The sequence below is a fragment of the Paenibacillus sp. EZ-K15 genome (assembly GCF_002573715.1).
Classification (GTDB): Bacteria; Bacillota; Bacilli; order Paenibacillales; family Paenibacillaceae; genus Paenibacillus_AQ.
Genome location: NZ_PDHM01000017.1, coordinates 632451 through 658643 on the forward strand (window position 1 = coordinate 632451; position 26193 = coordinate 658643).

Annotated in this window: 29 protein-coding genes; 6 read left to right on the forward strand and 23 right to left on the reverse strand. The window is 48.5% G+C overall.

The window, feature by feature from the left end; translation table 11 throughout:
- Positions 1-150 precede the first annotated feature (150 nt).
- The 5 genes from CRG97_RS19440 to CRG97_RS19460 form a co-directional block, all read right to left on the reverse strand.
- On the reverse strand, positions 151-1521 hold the full coding sequence (locus CRG97_RS19440) for an LLM class flavin-dependent oxidoreductase (RefSeq protein WP_098746387.1): 1371 nt from the start codon (positions 1519-1521) through the stop codon (positions 151-153).
- 41 nt (positions 1522-1562) lie between these two features.
- Positions 1563-2378 carry an ABC transporter permease gene (locus CRG97_RS19445; RefSeq protein WP_098746389.1) on the reverse strand — a complete coding sequence of 272 codons (816 nt, stop codon included), beginning with the start codon at positions 2376-2378 and terminating at the stop codon, positions 1563-1565.
- Complete coding sequence (locus CRG97_RS19450) at positions 2375-3235, reverse strand: ABC transporter permease (protein WP_098746391.1); 861 nt, start codon at positions 3233-3235, stop codon at positions 2375-2377. The genes CRG97_RS19445 and CRG97_RS19450 overlap by 4 nt, the downstream gene beginning before the upstream one ends.
- A 37-nt stretch (positions 3236-3272) precedes the next feature.
- The gene (locus CRG97_RS19455) at positions 3273-4292 is read right to left on the reverse strand and encodes an aliphatic sulfonate ABC transporter substrate-binding protein (RefSeq protein WP_098746392.1); all 1020 of its coding nucleotides are present in this window, start codon (positions 4290-4292) and stop codon (positions 3273-3275) included.
- A 69-nt stretch (positions 4293-4361) separates the two neighbouring features.
- Entirely contained in the window at positions 4362-5138 is a 777-nt protein-coding gene (locus tag CRG97_RS19460) for an ABC transporter ATP-binding protein (RefSeq protein ID WP_098746394.1), read from the reverse strand.
- 490 nt (positions 5139-5628) lie between these two features.
- Between CRG97_RS19460 and CRG97_RS19465 the strand changes: the two genes are divergently transcribed.
- Both CRG97_RS19465 and CRG97_RS19470 read left to right on the forward strand, forming a co-directional pair.
- Positions 5629-6201 carry a thymidine kinase gene (locus CRG97_RS19465; protein WP_076321940.1) on the forward strand — a complete coding sequence of 191 codons (573 nt, stop codon included), beginning with the start codon at positions 5629-5631 and terminating at the stop codon, positions 6199-6201.
- A 50-nt stretch (positions 6202-6251) separates the two neighbouring features.
- On the forward strand, positions 6252-6464 hold the full coding sequence (locus CRG97_RS19470; protein ID WP_098746396.1) for a hypothetical protein: 213 nt from the start codon (positions 6252-6254) through the stop codon (positions 6462-6464).
- Positions 6465-6664: 200 nt separating this feature from the next.
- Here CRG97_RS19470 and CRG97_RS19475 read toward each other — a convergent pair whose 3' ends face one another.
- Together CRG97_RS19475 and CRG97_RS19480 are read right to left on the reverse strand one after the other, a co-directional pair.
- A complete protein-coding gene (locus tag CRG97_RS19475; protein ID WP_076321941.1) occupies positions 6665-7531 on the reverse strand; it encodes a YitT family protein in 867 nt (288 codons plus the stop codon).
- A gap of 108 nt (positions 7532-7639) precedes the next feature.
- On the reverse strand, positions 7640-8248 hold the full coding sequence (locus CRG97_RS19480) for a TetR/AcrR family transcriptional regulator (RefSeq protein WP_098746397.1): 609 nt from the start codon (positions 8246-8248) through the stop codon (positions 7640-7642).
- Between the two features lie 339 nt (positions 8249-8587).
- Here CRG97_RS19480 and CRG97_RS19485 point away from each other — a divergent pair, with 339 nt between their 5' ends.
- Together CRG97_RS19485 and CRG97_RS19490 are read left to right on the forward strand one after the other, a co-directional pair.
- On the forward strand, positions 8588-9424 hold the full coding sequence (locus CRG97_RS19485; protein WP_343225201.1) for a CPBP family intramembrane glutamic endopeptidase: 837 nt from the start codon (positions 8588-8590) through the stop codon (positions 9422-9424).
- A gap of 188 nt (positions 9425-9612) precedes the next feature.
- Entirely contained in the window at positions 9613-10266 is a 654-nt protein-coding gene (locus CRG97_RS19490; protein ID WP_098746401.1) for a TVP38/TMEM64 family protein, read from the forward strand.
- A gap of 89 nt (positions 10267-10355) precedes the next feature.
- Here the strand turns inward: CRG97_RS19490 and CRG97_RS19495 are convergent, their stop codons facing one another.
- The 7 genes from CRG97_RS19495 to CRG97_RS19525 form a co-directional block, all read right to left on the reverse strand.
- Entirely contained in the window at positions 10356-11237 is an 882-nt protein-coding gene (locus CRG97_RS19495; RefSeq protein WP_098746403.1) for a GNAT family N-acetyltransferase, read from the reverse strand.
- Between the two features lie 203 nt (positions 11238-11440).
- Positions 11441-11836 (reverse strand): monovalent cation/H(+) antiporter subunit G, encoded by a 396-nt coding sequence (mnhG, locus tag CRG97_RS19500; protein ID WP_098746405.1) that lies wholly within the window; start codon positions 11834-11836, stop codon positions 11441-11443.
- Positions 11820-12113, reverse strand: a complete 294-nt coding sequence (locus CRG97_RS19505) for a Na(+)/H(+) antiporter subunit F1 (RefSeq protein ID WP_076321947.1) — start codon at positions 12111-12113, stop codon at positions 11820-11822. Before CRG97_RS19505 ends, mnhG begins: the two co-directional genes overlap by 17 nt.
- Positions 12110-12589, reverse strand: coding sequence for a Na+/H+ antiporter subunit E (locus CRG97_RS19510; RefSeq protein WP_098746407.1), 480 nt, complete (start codon positions 12587-12589; stop codon positions 12110-12112). Before CRG97_RS19510 ends, CRG97_RS19505 begins: the two co-directional genes overlap by 4 nt.
- Positions 12590-12594: 5 nt before the next feature.
- Positions 12595-14076 carry a Na+/H+ antiporter subunit D gene (locus tag CRG97_RS19515; protein ID WP_076321949.1) on the reverse strand — a complete coding sequence of 494 codons (1482 nt, stop codon included), beginning with the start codon at positions 14074-14076 and terminating at the stop codon, positions 12595-12597.
- The gene (locus CRG97_RS19520; RefSeq protein ID WP_071220369.1) at positions 14069-14407 is read right to left on the reverse strand and encodes a Na(+)/H(+) antiporter subunit C; all 339 of its coding nucleotides are present in this window, start codon (positions 14405-14407) and stop codon (positions 14069-14071) included. Before CRG97_RS19520 ends, CRG97_RS19515 begins: the two co-directional genes overlap by 8 nt.
- Positions 14408-14409: 2 nt before the next feature.
- The gene (locus CRG97_RS19525; RefSeq protein ID WP_098746409.1) at positions 14410-17268 is read right to left on the reverse strand and encodes a Na+/H+ antiporter subunit A; all 2859 of its coding nucleotides are present in this window, start codon (positions 17266-17268) and stop codon (positions 14410-14412) included.
- Between the two features lie 242 nt (positions 17269-17510).
- Here CRG97_RS19525 and CRG97_RS19530 point away from each other — a divergent pair, with 242 nt between their 5' ends.
- Positions 17511-17720, forward strand: coding sequence for a hypothetical protein (locus CRG97_RS19530; protein WP_098746410.1), 210 nt, complete (start codon positions 17511-17513; stop codon positions 17718-17720).
- Between the two features lie 18 nt (positions 17721-17738).
- Here the strand turns inward: CRG97_RS19530 and CRG97_RS19535 are convergent, their stop codons facing one another.
- The 3 genes from CRG97_RS19535 to CRG97_RS19545 all read right to left on the reverse strand — a co-directional run bounded on the left by CRG97_RS19535 (position 17739) and on the right by CRG97_RS19545 (position 18995).
- Positions 17739-18365 carry a DedA family protein gene (locus tag CRG97_RS19535; RefSeq protein WP_098746412.1) on the reverse strand — a complete coding sequence of 209 codons (627 nt, stop codon included), beginning with the start codon at positions 18363-18365 and terminating at the stop codon, positions 17739-17741.
- 122 nt (positions 18366-18487) lie between these two features.
- Complete coding sequence (locus CRG97_RS19540; RefSeq protein ID WP_071220365.1) at positions 18488-18763, reverse strand: hypothetical protein; 276 nt, start codon at positions 18761-18763, stop codon at positions 18488-18490.
- 28 nt (positions 18764-18791) lie between these two features.
- A complete protein-coding gene (locus tag CRG97_RS19545) occupies positions 18792-18995 on the reverse strand; it encodes a hypothetical protein (RefSeq protein ID WP_098746414.1) in 204 nt (67 codons plus the stop codon).
- A gap of 223 nt (positions 18996-19218) precedes the next feature.
- On the opposite strand from CRG97_RS19545, the gene CRG97_RS19550 reads away from it, so the two are divergent.
- Positions 19219-20262, forward strand: coding sequence for a glycine-rich domain-containing protein (locus CRG97_RS19550; RefSeq protein WP_098746416.1), 1044 nt, complete (start codon positions 19219-19221; stop codon positions 20260-20262).
- Between the two features lie 99 nt (positions 20263-20361).
- Here CRG97_RS19550 and CRG97_RS19555 read toward each other — a convergent pair whose 3' ends face one another.
- From CRG97_RS19555 to CRG97_RS19580, 6 genes are all read right to left on the reverse strand, one after another.
- Positions 20362-21219, reverse strand: a complete 858-nt coding sequence (locus tag CRG97_RS19555; RefSeq protein ID WP_098746418.1) for a M23 family metallopeptidase — start codon at positions 21217-21219, stop codon at positions 20362-20364.
- A gap of 248 nt (positions 21220-21467) precedes the next feature.
- Positions 21468-21947, reverse strand: a complete 480-nt coding sequence (locus CRG97_RS19560) for a hypothetical protein (protein WP_237566494.1) — start codon at positions 21945-21947, stop codon at positions 21468-21470.
- 336 nt (positions 21948-22283) lie between these two features.
- Positions 22284-23300 carry a hypothetical protein gene (locus tag CRG97_RS19565; RefSeq protein ID WP_098746421.1) on the reverse strand — a complete coding sequence of 339 codons (1017 nt, stop codon included), beginning with the start codon at positions 23298-23300 and terminating at the stop codon, positions 22284-22286.
- Between the two features lie 2 nt (positions 23301-23302).
- Positions 23303-23650, reverse strand: a complete 348-nt coding sequence (locus CRG97_RS19570) for a PadR family transcriptional regulator (protein WP_098746423.1) — start codon at positions 23648-23650, stop codon at positions 23303-23305.
- A 326-nt stretch (positions 23651-23976) separates the two neighbouring features.
- Positions 23977-24951: a hypothetical protein gene (locus tag CRG97_RS33790; protein ID WP_237566495.1), complete on the reverse strand. Its 975-nt coding sequence runs from the start codon at positions 24949-24951 to the stop codon at positions 23977-23979.
- Between the two features lie 385 nt (positions 24952-25336).
- Positions 25337-26137: a Cof-type HAD-IIB family hydrolase gene (locus CRG97_RS19580; RefSeq protein ID WP_098746425.1), complete on the reverse strand. Its 801-nt coding sequence runs from the start codon at positions 26135-26137 to the stop codon at positions 25337-25339.
- Positions 26138-26193 lie beyond the last annotated feature (56 nt).

The window sequence follows — 26193 nt, forward strand, 5'->3', positions numbered from 1 at the left end:
TTTTTGTTTAACCCTGGTGCATTATGCTAAGAACGCAAGCGAAATCAAATCCAACCAGCCGCCACTTGAATTTTATAGTACATAAAAAACATTCCAAGATGACCCCTAAACCTCGGTCACTCGAAACGTTTTTTTAACAACATGGCTCGCTTAGATTACATCCGCGGCTGCTTGGTGAGCCTCCCGGCGAAAATGCCCGGGTTCAGGACGTGTTAGGCCCAGGTGCTCCCGCAGCGTCGTTCCGCTGTATTCAGTACGGAACAAGCCTCGTTCTTGCAGCACCGGTATAACCGTATTCACGAAATCGTCCAGATCACCGGGCAGAACCGGCGGCATGATATTAAATCCGTCGCAGGCATAACCTTCAAACCAATCCTGCATCATGTCCGCTAATTGCTCGGGCGTCCCAACAAACTGCATATGTCCCCTTGAGGTCAGTATCTTTCTGCCTAACTCCAGGATCGACAGATTTCCTTGGTAAGCCATATCCATGTATAACTGGACCCGACTCTTCATGCCGTTAGAAGCTGCCACGGGGTCCGGGATGTTTCTTGGTAGCGGCTGGTCCAGCGGATAACCGCTCAGGTCGTAATTCAGGAACCCGGATAGAACGGTGATTGCCGACGCTGGCGGAATCAATTCCAGCAGCTCCTGCGCCTTGCGCCGTGCCTCCTCTTCAGTAGACCCGATGACAGGCGACAAGCCCGGCATGATTTTAAGGCTTCCTCTTCCTCTCCCATAATGAGACAGCTTCGAATGGACGCTTGCATAAAACTCCTGCGCTGCCTGTTTGGACTGCTGTGCCGTGAAGATAACCTCGCCATATTGCGCGGCAAAGTCCTGTCCCCGACCGGAAGAACCAGCCTGTATCAGCACGGGGTAGCCTTGCGGCGGCCTCGGTACGTTCAGCGGGCCTTTCGTGGAGTACCATTGTCCGGTAAAATCCACAGGCCGTACCTTCGCTCCATCCGCAAATCTACCAGACTTCCGGTCAAGCACAAGCGCATCGTCTTCCCAGCTGTCCCATAAACGGGTAACCACTTCAACAAACTCACGTGCCATTTCATAACGCAGGCCATGCTCCGGATGCTTGTTCTTCCCGTAATTGTGGGCTTCGATATCCAGCTGGGACGTTACGATATTCCAGCCCGCTCTACCTCCGCTGATCCAATCGAGAGAAGCGAACTTCCTTGCCACGTTGTAGGGCTCGTTGTACGTTGTGGAGACCGTGGCGGTCAGTCCCAGCTTGTCCGTAACGGTAGAGAGAGCGGATAAGAGCGTCAACGGGTCCAGCATGCCGGAGGCGGAATTCTCGACCTGGGTCACATACAGCAAATCGGCAAAAAACATCATGTCGAACTTCCCCCGCTCCGCTGTGGCGGCAAGCTGCTTATACAGCTCAATTCCAAACATTCCTTCTACATCGGATGCTGGATGACGCCACCCGGCATGATGATGTCCGGCATAATAGATAAACGCACCCAGATGCATCTGGTGATCTCTGCGGTTGGTTGTTCCCATCTTCGTTAACACTCCTTTTAATAAATTGTCGACTTAACCTCCTAGAAGAAGCCCTTATAGGTCTCTCTCCAGCTCAGCAGCCTGGACTCCAGCAGACGCACCACGGAATCGGACAGCTTGCCCACGATCGCGAAAATAATAATGCCTACAAACACGATATCCGTCTGCGAATAGGCTCTGGCGTCTTGAATCATATAGCCAATGCCCGCGCTGGTCCCCATCATCTCCGCGACGACCAGAACAAGCCAGGAGACGCCGAGCGACAGGCGGATGCCAAGCAAAATGTTCGGCAAGGCGGCCGGTACGATCAATCGGATCAGCAGCTGCGGCTTGGAATATTGAAAGATCCTTGATACTTCATACAGCTTCGTATCCACGTTTCGAATGCCGAGGAAGGTGTTCACATACATCGGGAAGAAAGCCCCCAGGGAAATCATCAGAATTTTTGAGAATTCCCCGATGCCGAACCAGAGAATAAACAGCGGAATCAGCGATAAGAGCGGTACGGTACGCAGCATTTGCAATGAGGGATCCAGCGTTCGCTCCGCCATTTTGCCTAGACCCGTGGACACCCCCAAGGCAAGACCGGTCAAACCGCCCAGTAAAAAGCCCGAGAGCGCTCGAAGGATGCTGATCCGAAAATGCTCCCACAGTTCACCGCTGGCCCCCAAACTCGCGAATTGCTTGGCAATCGTTAGCGGCGTAGGCAGCAGGGTTGCTGAAATCCATCCGAAACCACCCGCTGCCTGCCATAAAGCCAGAATCGCGATAGGCACAAGCCAGGCATGAAGCGGCCTTGGTATGACCTTCAACCAATCCTTCTCCGTAAATTCACGGGTGGCACTTGGACTTTTCATGACTTGTCATCCCCCTTGTAGCTGTTCTGCCAACGCAGCAGTCTGCCTTCGAGCCGTTTAACCAGCGTATCCGAGAGCTTTCCGACGAGTGCAAAGACCATAATTCCGACGAAGACGACGGTGGTCCACGAGAAGGATCGCGCGTCATTGATGATATACCCGATGCCGGAGCTTGCGCCCATCAGCTCCGCCACTACAAGTCCAAGCCATGCAACGCCGATAGAGAGACGGATGCCAAGGAAAATATGGGGCAGCGCGGCGGGAACGATCAGCCTGCGAATCTGGTCCCAGCGGCTGAACTGCAGAACGCGTGCTACGTCAAACAGCCTGTTGTCCACGGACCGGATGCCGAGGAAGGTGTTCACGTAAAGCGGAAAGAACGAGCCTTTGGCAATAAGAAGTATTTTCGAGGTTTCCCCAAAACCGAACCAAAGGATGAATAGCGGGGCGATCGCCAGATGGGGAAGCGTCCGCAGCATTTGCAAGGAAGGATCGACAAGCCGTTCGGCTTTGTACGAAAATCCTACCCATATGCCCGCGGCCAAACCCAGGCTGCCGCCAAGCAGGAATCCGAGCAGTGCTCGCCAGGATGATATGCCAAGATGCCTGATCAGCTCGCCTGTGCTTGTTAGATGAACGAACTCATTCCAGATGCTGAGCGGAGTCGGAAGCAGAATCGGGTTGAGCCAGCCCAGAGCTCCCGCGGTCTGCCATGCGATGATAATAGAGAGCGGAACAAGCCAGCCGATCAGTGCGTTTGTAAGCTTTAGCCGGAACCTGCGTTTTAGCCGATTTTGACTTCGAATGGACTCGGCGGGCACAACCACGGCCCCTTTGCTGATCCCTTCTTGGAGCATATACGATTACCCCCTTTCCGATTCAGATGATTTGCACTTATTTAGACGCAGCCTCAATGTACTGATTATCAAACACGTCTTTAACCTGGATTTTTTTGCGGATTGTTTTCTGCTCGAATTGGAAATCGGCCGTTTTCTGCTGTTCGGCAATAATGGCATCCGTCACCGGAATGTTGATCGACCTCGAACGGTCAAAGATGCCTTGAATGACTTCCTGTGGAATGCCGCGCTCATCGGCATACCGCTTTAGCGCCTCGGCCTCGTTCTCTTTCTCCCAAGCGAGCGTTTTGTTCAGCACTGTAAGATAGAGCGTGACCAAATCCGGATATTGATCGGCAAAATCCTTCCGCACGATATTGAACGATGGTGACAGAACGCCAAGCTGCTCGCCGTCCGCCAGCACTTTGCCTTTGCCTGTCAGCGTGTTCAAGGTGATATACGGATCCCAGGTTGCCCATGCATCGACGCTGCCCGATTCGAATGCGGGCTGGGCTTCGTCGGGCTGAAGCTGGATGATTTCAATATCGGACACCTTGACTCCTTGATCCACCAATCCCCGGTACAGGAAGTTAAAGGCGTTGCTCCCTTTGGTCACCGCTACCTTCTTGCCCTTCAAATCACTCAAGGTCTGCGCGGTACTGCCCGGCGGCACGATGATAGCCACATTCTTCTGACCGTGCAGGCTCTGGGAAATGACCTTAAACTGGATATCTGCTGCCTGGGCAGCGATAATCGGCATATTGCCGAGCCCCGCAAAATCCAGGCGCTTCGAAGCCATCGCTTCGGTCATCGGGGGGCCGCTCTGAAACTCCGACCACTCCACCTTGACGCCCAACTTGCCAAACTCCTCCTCAAACCACTTCTCTTCGCGGGCCTTGCCAAACAAACCGCCGCTGCCCTGTACCCCGAGTCTTACGGTCAGATCTTTGTATTTGCCGTCCGCTCCTTTCTCTACAGCGCTAACCTTGGGCTGGCTGTTTGCGCCCGCGCAGCCGGATGCCAAGACAGACATGATGAGGAATACCATAATGACTACACTTTTTTTCTTCAGTTTCATGCTCAAACTCTCTCCCCTGTTTTCTATCGTTCATCTATCCTGCTAGACGTTCAGCATCATCCTGCGTGTTTAAATGCCCGCACCGGTATCAAACTCCGGTTCTTCCACTTTCTCAAACTCGCGCAGTACTTTGGTCCGCAGCTCCTGAAAGGAGGAGCCGGTCCGTTTGCGAGGGAACGGCAGATCAATCGGCAGAATGGAACGGATGTGGCCCGGTCTCGGGTTCATAATAACAACACGCTCGCCGAGGAACACGGCTTCATCCAGATCGTGGGTGACAAAGAGCATGGTCGTGCGGTTATTTTGCCAAATATCGAGCAGCACCTCTTGCATATGGGAACGCGTAAATGCATCCAACGCGCCAAACGGCTCATCCAGCAGCAGCACGTCCGGATTCCGCAGCAGCGCCCGGGCGATTGCTACCCGCTGAGCCATCCCCCCTGACAGCTCCCTGGGATATGCTTTCTCGAAGCCTTTGAGCCGTACCAGCTCGATGAACTCATCCACCTTCTTGCGGATGTCCTTCTGCTTCAGCGACAAATTACCTGCGATATTCTTCTCCACGGTCAGCCATGGAAACAACCGCGGCTCTTGAAAGATAAACCCTTTCTCGATGCTTGGGCCGGATATCGGCTTGTCATTCAACAAGACATTCCCTTCGTACGATGTGTCCAGACCGGCAACGATTTTCAGCAGGGTGCTCTTGCCGCAGCCGCTCGGTCCGATTAACGTAATGAATTCTCCCTTTCGAACCCGCAAATCAATGCCTTTCAGCGCGGTAACATTCCCCGTCGGGGCTTGAAAAATTTTATTTACCTGTTGAATAATCAAGGTGTCTGCTGACATTCGTTTCACCATCCCATATTATAATTATTCACACCTGTTTACTTGGTTATAGAGACAACAAAACCCACTAACGACGTACTTTCTCAGAAGACAGACCGCATATAGCGGAAGTTCTTTCTTGCAAGATAAGGATGATAAACCTCTGAAGTTTATGCTTTCTTATCTCATAAAAAAAGAGATATAGCGCTTGTCTAAGTACGTCCATCCATCATCGTACTTATTCATATGCGCGATATCTCCAGTTATCCGGTCGATTATCTCGTGATTCATTTGATATGCCGTTATATTACAACCACTGGTAAAGGTTGTCAAACCTTTTTTTCATTCCGCGCCCAAGTCATATATGTCAGAATATAGTCCTTACAGGCAATGGACAAAAGATGCCCAATAATGCGACAATATAATCTGCATGTCATATATTATATTGTAAGATTTTTGCACCACTAAACGCGAAGAAGCAACATTGCATTTATAGGAAGGGAACGAAAGCATGGCTCAATTATTTTTCAAATACGGCTCCATGAACAGTGGTAAATCCATCGAAATTTTGAAAGTTGCCCATAACTACGAAGAACAGAACAAACCGGTGCTTCTCTTTACGTCCGCTCTTGATGACCGGGATGCCGTTGGGTATGTATCCTCACGAATCGGCCTTCGCCGAGAAGCGATACCTGTAACCGATACGACCGACATCTATGGGATTGTGAAGGATCATCAGCCTAAGCCTTACTGCGTTCTTGTTGATGAATGCCAGTTCCTGTCCAAGGACAGCATCCTGCAGCTAGTACGGATTGTAGATGAGCTTAATGTGCCTGTCATGGGCTTCGGGTTGAAGAATGATTTCCGGAACGAGCTGTTTGAAGGCAGCCGCTGGATGCTGATTTACGCTGATAAAATCGAGGAAATGAAGACGATCTGCTGGTTCTGCGAGCGCAAAGCGATCATGAACCTTCGCGTCATTGACGGTAAGCCCGTGTATGCCGGCGAGCAGATCCTGATTGGTGGGAATGATACCTACTTCCCTGTTTGCCGCAAATGTCATACCAATCCCCCTTTATCTTAGGACGTTTTCACGAACAATCCACCATTCAAACGTAAGGAGTAGGATGATCCATGCCGATAGTCAGACCGCTATTAACCGACCAGGACTTTCAGGAAGTTATGGAGCAGCAGATCCGTATACGCATCTTCAAGGATAATCATCTGATTGATTCCGGCAGTCTCCTCATCCGCTTCACTGACGAAACCGTCATTACACAATCCAGCGTCAGTTCGCTCGGCTATCATAAGCGGGATGAATGCGAATTTTTTGAAGTACGAAAATGAGAAATGATAGATGGATTGCCTGAGTGCTTTCATGATAGACCTCTTCTACGAAGATCTGTCAGAGCCTCGGGCAATCCTTCTTTATCTCAGGGATAGATCGCATATAGCGGCCACAAAAAACAGCGGCCTTCTGCAGAACGATCTGCAAAAAACCGCTGTTCGTTAATCAACCTATTACACTAAAAGCGTACGCTTGTACCCTAGTGAATATCAGACTTCGCCATGCTCCCGCCCAGCACATCCGCGACATTTTGAATCGAAATAAATGCGTTCTTATCAATTTCCTGCACAACCGTCTTCAACTTCGCAATTTCCAGCCGGGTAATGACGCAATAAATCATCTGCGTATCCTCTTTGGAATACCCGCCCTTGGCATAGATCATGGTCGTGCTGCGGCCCAGACGCTGCATGATAGCATTTGAAATTTCTTCGTATTCATTGGATATAATCGTAACGGATTTGGACTCGTCCAAGCCCTCTACCACTATATCCATCACTTTTGCCGCTATGTAGTATGAGAAGATCGAATACATGGCCGAATCTGCACCAAATACAAACCCTGCCGTAATAAAAATAAACACGTTGATAATCATGATGATTTGTCCGACCGGCATCCGCAGCTTTTTGGACAGCAGGATAGCAACGATCTCCGTACCGTCGAGCGCTCCGCCATAACGGATGACAAGACCTACCCCCAGCCCCAGAACCAAACCACCGAACAGCACCGCTAAAATTTTCTCGTTCGTAAACGGGTCTACATGATGCAGGAAGGTTGTCGCCACCGACAATACCACAATCCCGTATAATGTGGAAAATGCGAACGTTTTACCGATCTGCTTGTAACCGATGAACAGAAACGGTAAGTTGATAATAAATAGGAACACACCCAGATTGATGGGCGTAATCGATGATAATACGATGGAAATACCAGTAATACCACCGTCGATAATTTCGTTGGGCACCAGGAATATTTCAAGCGCCACGGCCATCAGAATTGCACCGATGGTGATAAAGATGAACCGTTTCAGAATTTCGCCGACTGTCAGATTTTTGTGTTTTTTGACCATGCCATTCTCCTTTTGTATCTTTTTTCACACGAAGTGCCTGTCGAAGAACCATTGTATTAAAAAAAGGAATGACATGTCAATGTTGACACGCAAAGTAACATGGGTCTTTTAGGCCATTGTATCGTCATCCAGACATAAGGAACGCAGATGCTGATCGATAATCCTCTCGATCTTTTCTGTGGCGAGCTGCTGCGGCCTCATGATATGATGAATCGCTAACCCATCCACCAATGCGTATATTCGCTCCTTCTCATATTCAAGATCCAGCTCCGGTTTAGCCAGCTTATGGGCAACCAGGGTATCCACCACATAATGGCACGCCTTGGTTAAACCATCGTACATATGATCGGTCATTATTCTTAACTCGGGATAGACTAGCGCTTTGGCAACAAACGACATCCACACCTCCATTTCCATCGTCCTATCCTCATCCATCGGCAGAAATTGCATCAACACTTTCTTTACATCCTCAAGGACGGGTCCGTTTAAGGCTAGAGAAGAAAAACGTTCTTCAATCCGTTCGATAATCAGGTTCATACAGAAAGCTAACAGCTCAGCCTGGCTGGTAAAATAGTGCCTCAACGAACCTACGGATAAACCCGCCTCTTCCGCGATATTACGTACCGTCGCTTTTTCGAGTCCACCCCTCTGAATCACCCGCAGGGCAGCCTCAGCGACCCATTGTCTTTGTTTATCATGATCTACGATTTTCGGCATAACCCCATTATACACTTCCTGTTTTTTTTAATACAACGTACGATAAACAACATTTCAGTTTCCTCGGTTTGCTTCTACGATGCCTACCCTCGTAAAAATAGGTTCTCTTTATGGAACACCTTGGTAGAACCAATACTATATATATTAATGTCAAAAAGAATAGTGAACACGCGCAGCGTGTTTTAGAAGAGGAGCGAGTTTGCCATTCGCACATTAACTGAATCGAAGGCTAGGCATGGTGTCTCTCGGGCATTCCGTGATCGGGAGGGCCGTTTAAACCTGTTCTGGCGTGTCGTCCTTGGGTGGCTGGCTTTTGTAACAGGGCTCGGACTAGCTGTTGTGATAGCCACGACAGCGAGTTCCTACGAGATCCCCACGCTCGGGCTGCAAATCCTCCTGGCAGTCGTAACGACAAGTGTATCCGTACCGCTGATTTATCTGCTTAGGCGTTATGTCGACCAGCGTCCCTGGAGCGGACTTGGTCTTAGCTCTCCTCCTTCCGGTTTTCGTTATTTCCTTCTCGGCATTGGTCTCCTTGCCCTGGTCACAACAGCAGCCTTGCTGATTGGCAGTGCCGCCGGGTGGCTCCGAATCGTGGCATTCCACTTCCCTGTTGCTACGATGCTCGTTATCCTCATCAACGTTCCCATTGCTTTTTTCTATGAAGCCTTTCCTGAAGAATTAACCTTCCGCGGTTATGTGTTTCGAAACCTGAACACCCGTTTTCCGCGCTGGCTTGCGCTGATCCTTCAGGTTGTGTTATTCGTACTTGCACCTATCGCCGTAACGGGATTCATGATAGCCATAGGAATAGGTACATGGGATCTGATTACGGTGGAGTATATCATCAATTTAATTGCATTTGGTACGGTATTGCAGCTGTGCCGTATCGTATCCAACAATCTATGGATGAATATTGGCTTTCACCTGGCCTGGCTGGAGATGGTCCGGTATGTCGTGGTGCCTTCGAATTATGCACTCATCGAGATTGAATACCTTTCTATATGGGGCAATTATATGGTCACGATCGGTTCGGTCATCATCGGAATTATTCTCTTGGTCGTGTGGTCACTGCGGAGCAAGAATCGAATCGATTGGAATGGGGTCGAGCCGGATCTTCCTCCGAATTCATATCCAGAAACCAAGAAAGCTGCGTTGCCCACCCATTCTGGATAACAACCGTTAACGGTTAAAGCTCAAACTCACCGCTGCTTACGGGGAGTTTGAGCTTTATTTGTGTTCATCCATCCGGTCCAATACCTGCAATTTATAATATTGGTTTCCGTTATGCTATAATATATTCCATCCGAGATCGACCAGAAAATACATAATTTTACCCTAGGCAGGGAGAGGACTTACTCATCATGTTGGAATGGCTTCAGAATTTATGGACCCATATAAAGGAAATTGACATGGATCAAGTACAGGGATGGCTTGAGCAGTATTCACAGCTAGGTCCCATTCCGGGTATTTTGCTTCCATTTATAGAGGCGTTTCTGCCCATACTGCCCCTTATCGTCCTTGTAATGGGGAACTCCGCTGCCTACGGTTTATGGTGGGGATTCTTACTGTCCTGGATCGGCGTTTGCCTTGGATCTATTACCGTGTTTTGGATCGTTCGCAAGCTGGGCGGCAAGCTGGGATTGCTTATTCAAAAAAGAATGCCGGGATCCCAGCGTTTTTTCCATTGGATCGAAGAAAAAGGCTTTACGCCGATCTTCATCCTGTACTGCTTCCCCTTCACACCTTCCTCGCTGATCAATATTGCATCCGGCATCAGTACGGTATCGGCAACGACATTTACGATAGCCGTTATGGCGGGTAAATCCGTAATGATCTTCATGGTCGCTTTTATCGGACATGACTGGCAAGCGTTTATAACACAGCCCTGGCGTATTCTAATCGCAGTTCTTGTCCTATGGCTGCTGTGGTTAACCGGCAAAAAGATGGAAAAACGTTACCATCATGAAGATCAGCCGGGAAGTATCGTGATAAGCAACAAAAAGACAAAGCGTTAAATCCATAACAAGACCCGCCCATCCGTTGCAACCGGGACTGGCGGGTCTTGTTATAGTAGACACATGTTTAGATGCGGGATAAACCCATCTTACTCCAATACGTAAGCCGCCAGTTTATGTACCGCGTCGAACCCCGCACGTTGATACAGCTGGATCGCGCCTTCATTTCTCTGGTCCACGCATAACGAGATGTCTTCCAGCTGTACGATATGGAACAGATAATGAAGCGCTTGGTCAAGAAGTGCCCGGCCATAGCCCTTCCCCCGGAAATTTTCGGATACTGCGATGTATTCAATGCTGCCTTCCTTGAATTCGGGTTCACCTTCCACATAAACATAGCCAACGAGCTGTCCTTGTTCCGTAAGCATAAAGAGTCGGTGATCCTCATCCAGCTGCTGCATAATATCCTGAGCGCTGAGATAGGTATTAGGGAAATTCGTACCATGCAGCTTCACAAATTCATCCGCATACTCGGATGTGAAATCCTGGAGTCTAGAAAGGCCATCCGTTAAAAGGGCCGATTTTCGGATTCGTAGAACATGATGCTCTCCTGACTTTCTCCCCCCTTTGTCTTCCATAAAGCGTGCAGCGGATTGATGATCCACATTATAAAAACCGTAATAACGATTTACGCAGCCTTCCAGCTTCGATGTCCCTGCATCCCATAGCTGCTCCGCCAATCGATTCCATTGCTCACCTTCCGCGTTGATAAAAGGTCCCCATAATTCAGCGGACCGTTCTTCTTCATCAACATCGAATCCCAATGCCCCCACAATCTGATCTTGATCATATATGACGGTGAATTTTTGACTGCTCAGTTCGCCATTCTCCGTGAACTCCGCCTGAATCGTGCTGTAAATCTCGCCTTCCTGTTCACCGCAATATCCGACATGATGATGACGAATCCCATTTAATCTTGCAAGAAAGGAAGATAACTCTCTAAGTTTCATATCAGCTTGCTCTAAAATCATCTGAATAAGTGCTCCTTGTTCATATTTTACTGGATGTGTTACAGCTAACGTTCATTGCCAAGCATCTCTCGAATATGTTTTGGTCAATTCTACCATATGGGAATGCCCACTGACCAAGCTTTAACAAAAAAATGGGCCTCCCAAGTTCATGGAAAGCCCATATTGACATTCGTCAATATGTCAGTCTGGGACTCCCTGTTCGGTCATCCCTTCTCGGAGCGCTCCCCTTTCTGGGAAGCGCGCATCCGCTCACGTTCGCGCTTGAGTTCAGGCTTGAGATCATCGTGGACGCTGTTCTCCCACATGGATACGCCTGATCGATACGCCGCCCTCCCATTCAAGTGACCCGCTACCGGCCCCGTAATAAATACGAATACAATTCCCAGCAGCAGTTTTGCACTGACATGCTCCAGGTAGAAGGTGAAATACAGAAATGCGCCTGCAAGAATCAAGAGGACGCCTAGCGTAGCACTTTTCGTTGCTGCATGAGACCTCATATAAACATCCGGCAGACGGATAAGGCCAAATGCACTCAAGGCACCAAGTAAAGCTCCAAGCAGCACCATAAGCGCGATCAGAAACTCACCGATCTGACTCATCGTTTGTGCGTTCAATGACATCACCCCTCTCGATATATCTGGCAAGCGCAGTCGTTCCGATAAACGTCAGTATCCCGATCAGCAGAATGATATCGAAATAGACGGTTGTCCGGAACAGCATGCACAGAACAGCGATCATGGACAACAGTATAATTCCAATCGTATCCAGCGACATGATCCGGTCGTTCATGGAAGGTCCCTTGATTAATCGGTACAAGCAGCCCAGTATAGCCAGCGACAAAATCACCAGAGAGGCAATCAGGATGCTATGAATCATGTGCGGGTCACCTCCTTGATCGCGCGTTCGAAGGTATCGCGGATCTGATTCGACAGCTCTTCGACATCTTCAATATCCATCGCATGAATATATAGCGTCTGACCATCGCGAGACACTTCCAGGGTAAGCGTTCCTGGCGTCAAGCAGATCAGGCACGATAACACCGTAATCTCCCAGTCGGATTTCAGCTCGGTTGAGTAGGCGAAGATGCCTGGGCGAACATTCAGCTTCGGTCTTAGGATCTGTCCAATTACCGTGATGCTCGATTTTAACAGCTCCCTTAGGAACAAGAGCAGCAGCAGAATGATGGACCACAGCTTGCGCAAATAGAAATCGTTCGGCCAGAAGCGTCGCAACAGATAAATCAGCAAGATTCCGATCAGATAGCCGATGATCAATTGCTGGGGGGACCAATTATTGTTCAGGAACATCCAGACAACGGCAATGATGATATTTAACAGTATTTGATGGCCCATATCCACTACTCCTTTAATACAGCGTTAATATATAGTGATGGATCGGATAATACGGCGCCTGCTTGAGAGGTGTAGGAATATATCCACTCCGAACCCACCCCAAGGACAATCACCATAACCGTTAGCCCAATAGCTGCCGCATAAGCTGTCTTGTGGATTCTGACCGGTTTTGATTCTTGAAGTCGAGGTGATTCGCCCCAGAATGCCCCCATAAACACTTTGATCAAGGAATACAATACCGCCAAACTTGATGCCAATGCCAGTCCTGTTAGCACATAATGGCCTCCGCTCAATCCGCCGCGAACGATGAGGACTTTGCCAAGAAAGCCGCTAAGGGGCGGGATGCCGACCAGAGCCAGTGCAACGATAAAGAACATCCATCCCACCAAAGGATGGCGCTTCATCAGCCCGCCCATATCGCTCAGCTTGTTCGCTCCTGCACTGGCGATGATGATACCGCCCAGGATAAAGAGCAGCGCCTTTGCTATCATGTCATGCATCAAGTAGAATACGGCTCCGTTCAAGGAGTCAGAGGATGCCGTCGCTATGCCGAAGGCGATAAAGCCAACGCTAATAATAATGTTATAGTTCAGGATTCGTCCAAGATCCTTATACGCAACCGCGCCCAAACTGCCCAGAATCATCGTCGCCGCAGCCATCCAGCCGATGACGGCGTGGATGCCGCCGGTATCGTGATAGAAGATCAACGTAAAGGTACGGATAATCGCATATAACCCAACCTTCGTAAGCAGCGCGCCGAACAAAGCCGTAACTGCCGCCGGAGGTGCGCTGTAGGAACCGGGCAACCAGAAGAACAGGAACAAACCCGCCTTCAAGGCAAATACAATCAGGAACAGAAGGCCGATGACCGATAAGATTCCATCCTGCTGAACTTCGGCCACGCGCAGAGACAGATGCGCCATATTCAGCGTTCCGACTGTGCCGTATAAATAAGCAACAGCTGCAACAAACAAGGTGGATGAAATAATATTAATCAGCATGTACTTTAAGGTTTCCCTCAGCTGGCGCTTGGTGCCGCCCAGTACAATCAAGGCGTAGGAAGCGATCAGCATAACCTCAAAACAGACAAACAGGTTAAACAAATCCCCTGTCAGGAACGATCCGATCACGCCAGCCAGCAAGAATTGGAAAAAAGCATAGAAGTAATGCTTCTCTCTCTCTTCCCCGATGCTCCGAAAAGAATAGAACAGACAGGCAGCCGCGACAATCAACGTCGTAAGCACCAGCAGTGCCGCGAGCATGTCGGCTACAAATACGATTCCATACGGCGGCTGCCACCCACCCATGTGAAGCGTCTGGATGCCCTCATTGTTTACCTGACTTACAATGAACAAAGCCACAAGCAGGTTTACTGCGATACTAACCGCACTAATCCAGCGCTGAACACGAACGTATTTGGAACAGAAAATAAGAATAACAGCTGTAACCAGCGGAATAAGGAGAGGAAGGACAATTACATTATTCATCATCCATCCCCCTTAGCTCTTCCATGTTGTCCGTGCCCAAGCGTTGATACGCTTTATACGCCAGTACGAAGAAGAACGATGTGACGCCAAAGCTGATGACAATGGATGTCAGAATCAACGCTTGCGGAACGGGATCAACGTAGGATGAAGCCTTCTCGCCAAGCAGCGGAGCAGCACCTGTCTTCAATCGCGACATGGTGAGCAGCAGCAGGTGGACACCATGGGTTAACAGTGACGTACCGAGAATAATCCGCAGCAAGCTTTTGGATAAGATCTGGTATATCCCAACCGCAAAAATAATCCCGATGGCAAGTGACATATAAAGTTCCATGGTCAGTTATCCCTCCCAATCGAATTGATGATGGTCATCGTTACGCCAACGACGGCTAAATAGACGCCGAGGTCGAAGAGAACCGCAGTAGCCAGCTCGGTTTCCCCGAGCAACGGCAGGTTGAAGTAACCGAAGGAATGACTTAAGAACGGTGCGTCAAAAGCAAAGGAGCCGATCCCTGTAAGGAGTGCAATCGCAAGTCCAGTAGCCGTAACCTTTCGAAATTCGAAAGGTATGATCCTCCGGGTCATGTCCATGCCGAAAGCCATCGACAACAGAACCAGTGCGGCTGAAGTCATCAGCCCCCCGATAAATCCTCCGCCCGGCTCATGGTGTCCCGAGTTGAACAGGAACCATGAGAAGGTTACAACGATAAAGATAACCACCTTGGATATGGTGCGCAGAATGACATCATTGCTGTTAGGGAGATATGCCCCTTCATAACGATCCCGTTCGCCCAAAATGCCTTCACCCAAATCGATTTTAATCAAGGCATAAATCCCAAGGGATGCTATGCCGAGAACCGTAATTTCAAGCAAGGTATCAAATCCGCGGAAGTCCACCAGAATGACGTTGACGATATTTTTACCGCCGGCCAAATGGTAGCTCTCTTTAATGAAGTAATCCGCAATGGAGTCAAAGGTTCTGCCGCTGCTCGCAGCCAATGCGATCAAGGTCACGACAGCACCGACGCCAACCGAAATGAGCAAATTTCTCCACTTCAGGCTCATCGGTACCTTCTCCCGCTTCAGCTTCGGCAGATGATAGAAACAGAGCAGGAACAGCATGACCGAAACCGTCTCGACGACCATCTGGGTCAGCGCCAGATCCGGAGCCCGGAACAGAACGAAGAACAAGGTCACCATATAGCCGGCAGCCCCGGTTAATATAATCGCCATCAATCGTGTTCGTACGAACGGAAGCACAATGACCGGGATGACCAGACCGAGTATGGCAACGGCCTCATAGAAGGACATCGGTGCGTAGTCCGTCATATCGAATCCGATATGATCAACTAGCAGGAGCCCCCCGCCAAGCACGACTATAAAAAACACAAAGATATAGATCACATAGTGACGTAACGAACCTGTCATGTAGGTTGAGGTCAACGATTTGCCGCCTCTTTCGAGGACGCGCAATCCCCCATCATACAGATTGTTCAATGTCCATCGCTTCGTAAGCGTTGTGTTCAAGATACGCGCTCTGCCGTGAAGCTTATACAGAACGATGCCGAGAACAATGATTCCGATGGTCATGAAAATTTCTGTTGTCCAGCCGTGCCACATCTCAATATGGACGTGAAAACGATCCTCTCCCGCTAGCAGCCCCGGATGAATGGCGGCCATCGCCGGTTCAATGAGTGCATGAGACAGCAGGTTCGGAAACAGCCCGAACACGATGGCGAGCGATGCCAGAATAACCGGGGGAATCAGCATCCCCAGCGGTGCTTCGTGCGGCTTCTTCTCCAGTTTTTCAGGCTGAAAGCGTCCGGTAAAGGTTTTGAAGACCAGGATCATGCTGTACAGGAACGTAAACACGCTGGCGATCCAGGCAACGACCGGTATTAGCACGCCCCAGGTCTCGGCATTCCAGAAATTCATCTGAGACGCTTGAAGGACCGCCGTAAAGAACATTTCTTTACTCAGGAATCCGTTAAACGGAGGCAGACCGGCCATGGAAAATGCACCAATGACAGCCACGGTAAACGTGATTGGCATGAGCGACATCAGACCTCCGAGTTTCCGCAGATCACGGGTGCCCGTTTCATGGTCCACGATACCGACAACCATAAACAAAGCGCCCTTAAATATCGCATGGTTCATCAGATGAAAGATAGCGGCTGTCGTTGCTTTCGTATAGAGCAGCGTGTCCACGCCACCTCCATAATAAGCTGCAGCAGATCCAAGACCGAGCAAGCTCATGATCAGCCCCAGTTGGCTGATGGTAGAGAATGCCAGCAGTGCTTTCAGGTCCGTCTGCTTGATCGCACGGATCGAAGCGTATATCAGCGTGGTCAAGCCCGTAATCGCAATGATCCAGAACCAGGAAGCTTGCCCGGCAAACACCGGACTAAAACGGGCCACCAGATAGATTCCGGCCTTGACCATCGTAGCGGAGTGCAGATAAGCACTAACTGGAGTCGGTGCTTCCATCGCATCCGGCAGCCAGATATGGAACGGGAACTGCGCGGATTTGGTGAATGCTCCCAGCAGGATCAGAATCATGGCCGGAATAAACAGCGCGTCTCCCGCAATGCTACCCACATTCGCTACAATCTCCCGCACGCTAAAGGTGCCTGTCATGATATAAAGAAGAATAAACCCTGCAAACATGGCAAGTCCGCCGAATACGGTAATCAGCATGGATTTTAAAGCTCCGTATCTGGAGCGGTCGCGATGATGCCAGAATGCAATCAGCAGGAATGACGAGATGCTTGTCAGTTCCCAGAAGCCGTACAGCACCATCAGGTTATCCGAAAGCACAACACCAAGCATGGCGCCCATGAACAGAAGCAGATAGATGTAAAATCTATGGACGGCTTCCTTGTTCTTGTCCATGTAGAAGATGGAGTACAGTACAACGAGTGAACCAATACCAGATATTAATAGTGCAAAAATTAAACTTAATCCATCCAAATAAACGGTGAAGTTTATTCCCATGCTTGGAATCCATTCCAGGACAGCTTGAAGCTGTTCACCTCCCTGAATGGTTGGGATAAGTCCCAAAAAATAGGCGAACAGGACAACCGGTACCGGCAAAATCACCCATCCGGTGTGAACACGGCCGATGAGCTTGTAAGTCAACATAACCACAAGCGCTACGATAAAAGGTGCCATAACGGCGATGTGCAGCAAAGACAAAGTCTACTCCTCCTATAGTCCGATTTTTCCTTCATTAGTAGTATTTCCCCATTATTTAGGCATAAGTCCAAAAAAACACAAAAAGAGCCCGCTGTTGGCAGGCTCCTCCAGGTAAAACCATATGGTATTTTTTCGAATCACACTGAAAAACAGTATATCTTGAGATCAAAACTTTGTCAAAGGGTATGTTGGAATGAAAAAGGGACAATCAGGAAATCACTGTATATAAAGGAGTGGTTCCCATGATGATCAAAAAAGCGGTTGTTTGCGCTTTCATCTTTCTCGCTATTTTAGCAGCCGCCATCGTAACAAATACTCGTACTCATCCCAGTTATCCACAAGAAAACACGTCAACCAGAGTTTATCAAATTCAAGAAACCCCATGGTTTTTACCCCGAGAATACATAAAAATCATTCGAACATCACCCGAGCCCCTGCCGGATGAGCCCTAATTCACAGACATGCGGCATTTATCCGTGAAACTGAATTTCATTATTCTCCTTGTTTCGTTTATTTCTTCGAATCACCCACGAAATGATCAGAATGATGGCCAGCACCACGACGATTCCTGCTGCATAATAACCGTACCGGTTAATCAAGGCTCCGATATGATCGACGACCTGATCTCCGACAAACATGCCTAAAGAGAAATAACCGATGGTCCATACCAAGGACGCAGAATACGAATACATCGCAAATCTGCGATACGGCATCCCTTTCATGCCTACCGCATAGGGCGTCACGTTGCGCAAGATGGGCAAAAAAGCGCTAATACATATAGCGTAATTGCCGTATTGGCGGGTCAACCGTTCGGATACATCAAGAAACTGGCGGATTTTGGACTTTTCCTGAGCGCGGTTTAACAGCTTGCTCGCGGTAAAGCGACTAAGCATGTAACCTACCGTCGATCCCGAGCACACACCAAGAAACGTCATGATAAAAGACGGAAACGGCGTTAAAATCTCGGATGCCGCTAACGCTCCGCCTGTCATTGCCACGACTTCATTAGGCACAGGAAGACCGACCAATCCAAGGCACAATACGACGAATAATGCGTAGTGCCCGATCTGTTCTATAAAATTGAATAGCGTATCCACCCCTGCCCCCCTAATCCGTCCCTAGAATAGTATCAGCTTATATGACAACGTAGTTTTCGCAAACGTGCTGCAGGCGAGGATATGAACTGGACCTGAGACCAGTTTTATTATGGATCATGCCATTAGAGATTTTTAAATGCCGATATGAAAGAACCCGGATCATCCTTCACCGTGTACGAATACACTCCTTGCTGGGTGTGCAAGTATAAGAAACCACCGCCATCCCCCATCGGCCGATACGACAGGTCAAAGACCTGCTTGATGGGGAACTCCCGGTATTTCGTTACGATGCGATCCTCGTACAGGAACATCTCCCGCCCCTGCTCTTCCGTTCGTTGTTCGATGCCATCCACGACTCGGTTGATTTTGTAGTACGGCTGTACGGCTACCCAATTCACAAGTTCCCTCCTTGCTGTCTTTACATTTTTATTTGGAAGATTGCACTTCCCCCTTCTTCTTTCTGCGGCTCCTGATTCGTTCCAGCAGCTCCAGCGCCCCGATAAATAGTACGAATACAACGAAGAGTGCAATCGCCCGGCCAGGTTCGATCAGACCGGTAATAGACGCAACGATGCCGGTAATGCCTACAATAATAATACCTATTACGGATAGTTTCCAACCTGTTAACATATGTATGCTCCTAAAGTAAACGTAATAGCCACCCATCAAGATCACAGCTGCATGATCAAAAAACGTTAGACACACACGGAATGTATCATAAAGAAGCCCTTATATTCAAGTTATAATCGATTTTCAATTTCAATTGCCAACCCTCGTGACATTTGCAATAATTTACTCAGGAGAGAATGAATAGGCCCACCTCCAAACACCAAAAAGACAGGAGGAACACGGTATGAACTCAACAACCTGGATACTGATTATTCTATTCGTTGCGGTGGATGCATGGATTATTTCTTTTTTCGTGAAACGCTCGTTGCGCAAACACAGCAGCCAGTCACTCCCTAATGGCAATAAGCTTCGACGCGGGAAAATACCTGAACTGCCGCCAATCGTCAAGGCAGGAAGCCCGGCGAGTGAGCTTGTCGGCAAACTGGAGGCTGCGCTGCCCTACACCTATCAGAGCATGCTGAAGCAACGAGTAATGAGTGAGCATCCGAATCTGTCTGAACAGGAGTATGAATGGAGATGGCAGGAGCTTAAGCGGTTCTTCATCATGTGCTCCGTGCTGGATCGCGTCCCAATGTTCAGCAAAGACGTGGATGAAGTATGGCATGAAATGTTGATGTATACATACGAGTACCACCAATTCTCGGAACGCTTTCTTGGCAAAATGCTTCACCACGCTCCAAATACCGGAAGCGAGCATGTGCCTATTCCGAATGAACGCGCGTGGTTTGATACGGTATATGTACAATTATTCGGTTGGCATGAATACAGCGCCAAGTTATGGGGAGCTTTCTTTCGTGTCCCGCTGCCGCGCGAAGAGCTGGAGGTCTACACTTCTCGCCATTTCACCGTGAATCATGGCCAGAAGCGCTTTAATGCCTGGACCTACGAGAAGATCCCTGCAGCGCGTACGGCCATCGATGCAATCATCCTGGATCTGCAGGATCGGGTTCGAACCGCCCAAGAGGAGCCGGCGCGTCATGAGAAGCTGGTCAATTTCCGGAATAGCGATGTGCTCCTGGCAGCGGCCGTCTATTTTGCCTGGAACGCACCGGAACAATTTGGTGACCACATGATCCCTGATGAACGCGAGCTTCACAAAAACAGCAGCAGCTCCTCCTGCACGTACGCTTCGGCATGCGGGTCTGGCGGATCGGATTCGGGCGATGGGTCATCAGGCGATGGATCTGGATCCTCTTGCAGTAGCGGTTCATCCTGCAGCAGCGGGTCCTCTTGCGGGAGTGGCTGTGGCGGCGGCTGCAGCAGCTAAGTTGCAAACTTAACATGAACATGAGCGCCTACTTATAATGAATAGAACAAAAAGCATGGGCTGAGATTGCAGGCCCATGCTTTTTGTTTGATCTAATATTCAAACCCCGCCATATACCATTTGGCCTCGTTTCACCTTGATATCGCCAAACCAGTTGATGTTAAGAGACTTCGTATTGACCCTAAACAGATCCGGATGATCCGACACTTGAAAATGCAAATGAGCTTCGGTTGAATTGCCGGAATTGCCGCATAGACCTATCAGATCGCCTGCTTCGACCTCAGCGCCTTCCTTCACGCATACCGATCCCTGCTTTAAATGTGCATATAGACTATATTCTGAATTTCCATGATCGATGATGACATAGTTACCGACGGGTTCAGTTTCGTTTGTCATACCCACTGGCTCATTGTCCATGATGTTATTCTCGATACCAACCACCTTCCCACGGGCACCGGCAAGAATCTCTTCTCCAAACGCGAAGTAACTTTCATTCTTGGAGGGATCTCCTTTATAGGACATCGCGTTTTCAGTTTTTATGACGTCTATGGCATACCGCTGGCTTTCCTCTACGTAATGGTAATTATCCACAACATTCTCCCCGCCCCAGAACACATACCATTGTCCGTTAAAAGGAAGTCGGAAAACGGAGTCTGTTTGCTTGGCATCTGATTCAGGAAATCTCTCAATAGGCGATAACATAAGCCCTCCAATCGTCCCCTTTTCATCGATCATCGCTTGAATGCCTTTTTGTCCGCTATCATCCATCCAGTTTATCATTCGGATCCTGTTGAGCGTGTCGTCCATCGTGATATGGAACGCGTTTACCCCTGCTGTGTATTCCTCTGCCATCGCTTCAAATTGTTCGACCGTTACGAGTGAACGCAATTCCTCCCCAAACAGCTCGTACAGCTTGCGATATTCCCCATTTAACAAGAATCTTGAAACATCTACCATATTCAAACCTCCTCATGTATGCCAATCCAATATTATCCATAGTATATCTGACGAAATTAACCTGCATCGAAACAGGAACTTAACATTGGTTAAACTTTCGGCTCCCCTAGGTACATTAGGTCCATGACGAATAGGCCGGGATAACAATACAAACGGTCATTGGATACATCTCTAACCAAAACAAAGAAGCACCTGAACCCATTTATCGATGGTTCAGGCGCTTCTATTCATGATATAAATTCGGCAGATTAATTGTTAGATGAGAGAACCAAACCGGAGCGGGTTTGCGGTCCGACCTTACGCACGGAAACCTGGTTCCGCTCGGCCCAACGCGTAAGACTCCGAATCCCTTCACAATTCTTCTCTTCAAATTTAAAGCAGCAATACATCGGATTCACGTTCTTGTCCTTGAGGTTAATTTGGAATGCGGCTTTATGGCATCCGGAAACCTTGATCTCACGAATCTGGTCGGCATGAATCTCTACGCCATTGATGGTAATCGTATCTGAATTCTCCTGAATGTTCACTTCCCGTTTCACCAATCGGGCATACCCTTCAATCGCCAGTGCCGCAACAACAACGACGTTCACCGCCATCTGCATATAGAATAGGACAGGATAAGAATATTCGGTCAAGGTAGCTACTTGAAACAGAATAATGCTAATAACAAAGGAAAACAAAATAATGTCTTTCATTCTCGTAGAGTAATGGATTGCGTATTTCATCATAATCAGCTCCGTTCATTCTGTAAGGGTTTTCATTTAACTCTTACCCTATTATAACACCATTGTACATAATTTTGACACATATCATTCACATTTATGTCAAAAAATTATTTGCGTCGTTCCATATCCTATGCTTATCCGATGGGTCGCGTGTCGTTCATGGTCTAGCCAACCAACTAAATACACGGTGACGCGGAGGAAAGTTGGCTCGTGAATGGCGGCAAAAGTGGGGGAGGAGCGATTCGTGCGTAATGCCTATGGTGTCTCCTAACAACAAAAAAGAGCATCCCGCCAGATCCAAGATCTGTTGGGACACCCTTTGCTTCAACACTTTTGTCTTTACTTGGTTAACGCCGTATTTCCTTCCTTTCCTCGAAACCGTTTCATCCCGACAGATACGGTATCAACAAGGGCAATGACCACAATGACGTAAATGAGGCCGTCCCTGGATCGATCCCAAATTGATTTTACGGTATCATACGCTTCATCTCCCGGTGTTACGAGGCCTGATTGAACGAGCTGATCCATGAATGTCGGATTCCAAATCGTCATATCGGAGAACAGCATCACCGCAACGATAACGGAAGCAACGTTAAATATGACATGCATGACGGCAATCTGCGGCGTCCACTTTTTTGTGATCAATTTCCTGGCTTCATTGAATATGCTGAAGGCGGTAAGAAACCATATGAGCGGCAAATACTTGGCAAAGGCAGCCTGTTCAAACACCGGAATGGCGATCGAGTTTTCATTGAATCGATGAACACCGATCAGGTTAATGGAAAACGTGAACAGGACGAAGAACAGCACGGAAAACAGGATGCCGAGCACCGGCTCGATCGGTTTAATCCGAACGCCTGGTTCCGGAATTGCAGGCAATTCCGAGGGTTTCCATGGATCATTGGAGACTTGGCGAGCCCCGCGGTATTCGATAAAGGCAAAAATAACGGTAACCCATGCAAACCCGTGGATTCCCACGCTAAGCAGGGAGACAAGATATTCCAGAGGCTTCTCGGCAGTGGGTTCCGTGCTTGTAAAGAAATCAACGATGTAGACGATGCCAAGAGCAACGACTATCGAATACAGAACAATCCTCTGGACGGACCAATAACTGTCAATCAAACCAGGGCCAATGAGATACCTTTCCCTTCCTCTGTATCTGGCTGCCATTTCCCCGGGCGGCCCGAGCTCAAGCAGCACCTGCTCCACCTCTTCCAAACTTGCGGTCTCCCCGCCGACTCCCCGGTCTTCCAGCATGTCTTCGACGAGTCCATGAAGTTCCTTTTCAATATCGGCCCTTTGGGATTCGGGCAGCTTCTGGGTCACCGCATAAATATACCTGTTTATCAGATCCATAACTAAAAGTCCCCCTTGTCATCAACAAGCCCTTCCAGACTTGTCATCATATCCTTCCATTCATGGTACAGCTGCCGATATATAGCCTTGCCTGACTGACTTATGATGTAATATTTCCTCGGACGAGCCTCATTCGTATCCCACTCGCTATTCAGCAAGCCTTGTTTCTCCAACCGCCGCAGCAAGGGGTACAGGGTACCCGCTTCCACGCTGATTCCCTTCTCCTGCAATATGGTCACCAATGAATATCCATACTGAGGTTCCGACAATTGGCTAAGGACACCAAGAATGATGGTTCCTCGCCGAAGCTCCTGCACCAAACTGTGCAGAATATCTTGATCCTCTGACATATCATCAACTCCTGGAAGTCATTATACTGTATGACACACACTAATGTATATAGTCTAATGATTATTATCCACAAATATTTTTCGATTAATACTTGTTGCAAGGCTACTGAACCAGACAGCAGGCCACATTAAAGCCTCTCCTTTCATGTAAAAAAGGTTATCCTACGACCGGGACAGTCCCAGACCATAAGATAACCTTCTTAAAATACTCTCATCTCATTTAGACAGCCACCGCCGGATGGGTTAACGTTTCACGATTGCCGAACGAATCAGTTCCCTCTGCAATATAGTGAAACATTCTCAAAATGGCCCCCTTATAAATAAAGTTATTGGCCACATTGTACGCAACTGGCTCTAGTTTGCTGCTGATAGCCCCAGGTGGCTCCGCCAAGTGCGATGCCTAACAACAACCATCCTCCGTACACCATCGATACCATCAATCCGTTGCCATCAAAACGCACTGGACCATCAGCCAGACCTAGTGCTTGCATTAAAGCCCCAAATATCGCCAGTAGTCCCATAGGAGCTGTCATGCAGGCGGCGATCCAACCTCCAGTGATTAAAATCCAGCGAGGAACTTTTTTGCCAGCAAAAAACGGGACCCAACGTGGGAATATGCGCCCCCACCTTTGGACAAGAGCAAGGGAAAGCAATGCACTAGCGCCGAAAACCAGAATTTCCCCAAACGCAGTATGATGACCGAAATTTTGACCGCCCCCTAAGGCCCCGCCAATTGACCAGTAGATTTTCAGTAAAGGGTATGGAAAAGAAAGGATGAAGGCGGTATAGCCAAGCCACGCATTCGAGCGAATCTTCCCCTTGATCAAGAGCCCTTGGCCACACGAAACACATGCACCGCGGGATACGCGCTGATAAGAGATGGTAACCATCGCCAGTAATATTGCCCCTGTGAGGCTTATAGCCCGAGACGCAAAGCCTAACCAGTCCACGACAGGGGGCAAACCAGGTATTCCAAGCACAGCGGCCGTTCGGAGTGCGTCAAAGACAATACCAGCTGATGACCAAGTTAATAGAATAGAAGCACTCCATGCACTGGTTAGTACGAGTAGCCGTGGTACAAATCTTACTCGTGTCCAACCCGTTGACAGCAGCAAAGCGATCACTCCAATTATTGCGGCGAATGCCGTAACCCACAGGGGAGCAAATCCCTTTGTATATTCTGGCCCGTCTGGAAAAAAAGGCTTCAATATAACGATTATCAGAGTTATGGCACAGGCCCCGAGTGCAGCCCAAACTTTAAAATAAGATTGTATGGTCGGATCTTTATCAACTAATCTCATAATCTGAGCACCATCCTCTTAATCATTGTTTCTCCAATCTGATTTTGATTATTTGAAGACATCGTTGGGAACAGCTCCTTCAGTTTTCATTTCGAACTCAGTTTTCAATAATTTTACAGAAACATTTCTTTCCCGAAAATAGACTGAGGTCTACTTTCCAGCTAGACCTTAGTCTTAAATATGATTGATCAAACCAAGCCTTGAAAGCCTTTTCATCTGGTTTAACAGGTATTCCCCTTCTTAAGCGTGATCCAAAGGCATTCTTTACTTCGGTTTGGTCCTTACCTAAAATACTAAAATACGCTTCAAACCGAAAACATGCCAGTCCTTATCGTTCCGTAGGAACGAAGACTGACACGCTGCATAACTTTTTATCACAATAAAACTATACGATCTCCTGCGCTTCCTTGCCCAGTAGACCCAACATACGAAGACCGTACTGTATACCATCTTGATCAACATCCCGGGTTATATATCTGGCCGCCTGCTTAACGATCTCCGGCGCATTGCCCATAGCCACACCGTGGCCTACAAGTGACAGCATCTCCAGATCATTCAGATAGTCACCAAAAGCGATAGTATCCTCGAGATCGATGTGCAGCAGCTGAATTAATTGTTTGATCCCTTCCGCTTTGGATCCGCCCGACGGTAACACATCGATTCCATAAGGACCCCATCGAACGAAATCGAACCGACCTTCGAATCTGTTCACGTAAGCCGCTTCCTCTTCCTCCGTGCAGAATACAATAGCCTGATAAATGTCTCTGCCCAAGTAATATTCGGGATCATATTCCGGGATCGTAAGTTTCAGCTCGCCCCAGCTGGAATCGATATGAACATGCTCGGTTACGTTCATCTTCATGGCTTCACTGCCGGCATAGATGATCGGATGATCAAGCTCCACGGCCTGCTCCGTCAGCTGCTGCAAGGCATCTATCGCCAATGGATTTCCATAGATCGGTTGGCCTTCGTGAACCACATACTGTCCGTTCAAACAAACATAGGAATTGATACCGAGCTCCTCCCGCAGTTCTTCAAAATGATAAGGAGCGCGCCCTGTCGCTATGGCGACGATGTGCCCGGCATCCTTTAACTCTTGTATGGACTCCTTCGTTGTAGCCGGAACCTTTTTTTCATGATCCAGCAGCGTCCCGTCAATATCAAAAAATATGATTTTCCTATTCAATGAAACTCGCCTCTCTTCCGTATATTCTAGCCAGTAACCCTATTGTAAATGATGAA

Coding starts and splice junctions, on each gene's coding strand:
- CRG97_RS19520 (WP_071220369.1), bottom strand. CDS start 14,407: ATGGAACTTTATATGTCACTTGCCATCGGGATTATTTTTGCGGTTGGG.
- CRG97_RS19440 (WP_098746387.1), bottom strand. CDS start 1,521: ATGGGAACAACCAACCGCAGAGATCACCAGATGCATCTGGGTGCGTTT.
- CRG97_RS19570 (WP_098746423.1), bottom strand. CDS start 23,650: ATGTCAGAGGATCAAGATATTCTGCACAGTTTGGTGCAGGAGCTTCGG.
- CRG97_RS19555 (WP_098746418.1), bottom strand. CDS start 21,219: ATGGTAGATGTTTCAAGATTCTTGTTAAATGGGGAATATCGCAAGCTG.
- CRG97_RS19455 (WP_098746392.1), bottom strand. CDS start 4,292: ATGAAACTGAAGAAAAAAAGTGTAGTCATTATGGTATTCCTCATCATG.
- CRG97_RS19460 (WP_098746394.1), bottom strand. CDS start 5,138: ATGTCAGCAGACACCTTGATTATTCAACAGGTAAATAAAATTTTTCAA.
- CRG97_RS19465 (WP_076321940.1), top strand. CDS start 5,629: ATGGCTCAATTATTTTTCAAATACGGCTCCATGAACAGTGGTAAATCC.
- CRG97_RS19560 (WP_237566494.1), bottom strand. CDS start 21,947: ATGATGAAATACGCAATCCATTACTCTACGAGAATGAAAGACATTATT.
- CRG97_RS19490 (WP_098746401.1), top strand. CDS start 9,613: ATGTTGGAATGGCTTCAGAATTTATGGACCCATATAAAGGAAATTGAC.
- CRG97_RS19480 (WP_098746397.1), bottom strand. CDS start 8,248: ATGCCGAAAATCGTAGATCATGATAAACAAAGACAATGGGTCGCTGAG.
- CRG97_RS19450 (WP_098746391.1), bottom strand. CDS start 3,235: ATGCTCCAAGAAGGGATCAGCAAAGGGGCCGTGGTTGTGCCCGCCGAG.
- CRG97_RS19515 (WP_076321949.1), bottom strand. CDS start 14,076: ATGAATAATGTAATTGTCCTTCCTCTCCTTATTCCGCTGGTTACAGCT.
- CRG97_RS19445 (WP_098746389.1), bottom strand. CDS start 2,378: ATGAAAAGTCCAAGTGCCACCCGTGAATTTACGGAGAAGGATTGGTTG.
- CRG97_RS19550 (WP_098746416.1), top strand. CDS start 19,219: ATGAACTCAACAACCTGGATACTGATTATTCTATTCGTTGCGGTGGAT.
- CRG97_RS33790 (WP_237566495.1), bottom strand. CDS start 24,951: ATGAGATTAGTTGATAAAGATCCGACCATACAATCTTATTTTAAAGTT.
- CRG97_RS19495 (WP_098746403.1), bottom strand. CDS start 11,237: ATGATTTTAGAGCAAGCTGATATGAAACTTAGAGAGTTATCTTCCTTT.
- CRG97_RS19505 (WP_076321947.1), bottom strand. CDS start 12,113: ATGATTCATAGCATCCTGATTGCCTCTCTGGTGATTTTGTCGCTGGCT.
- CRG97_RS19470 (WP_098746396.1), top strand. CDS start 6,252: ATGCCGATAGTCAGACCGCTATTAACCGACCAGGACTTTCAGGAAGTT.
- CRG97_RS19475 (WP_076321941.1), bottom strand. CDS start 7,531: ATGGTCAAAAAACACAAAAATCTGACAGTCGGCGAAATTCTGAAACGG.
- CRG97_RS19565 (WP_098746421.1), bottom strand. CDS start 23,300: ATGGATCTGATAAACAGGTATATTTATGCGGTGACCCAGAAGCTGCCC.
- CRG97_RS19545 (WP_098746414.1), bottom strand. CDS start 18,995: ATGTTAACAGGTTGGAAACTATCCGTAATAGGTATTATTATTGTAGGC.
- mnhG (WP_098746405.1), bottom strand. CDS start 11,836: ATGAGTCAGATCGGTGAGTTTCTGATCGCGCTTATGGTGCTGCTTGGA.
- CRG97_RS19530 (WP_098746410.1), top strand. CDS start 17,511: ATGATGATCAAAAAAGCGGTTGTTTGCGCTTTCATCTTTCTCGCTATT.
- CRG97_RS19510 (WP_098746407.1), bottom strand. CDS start 12,589: ATGGGCCATCAAATACTGTTAAATATCATCATTGCCGTTGTCTGGATG.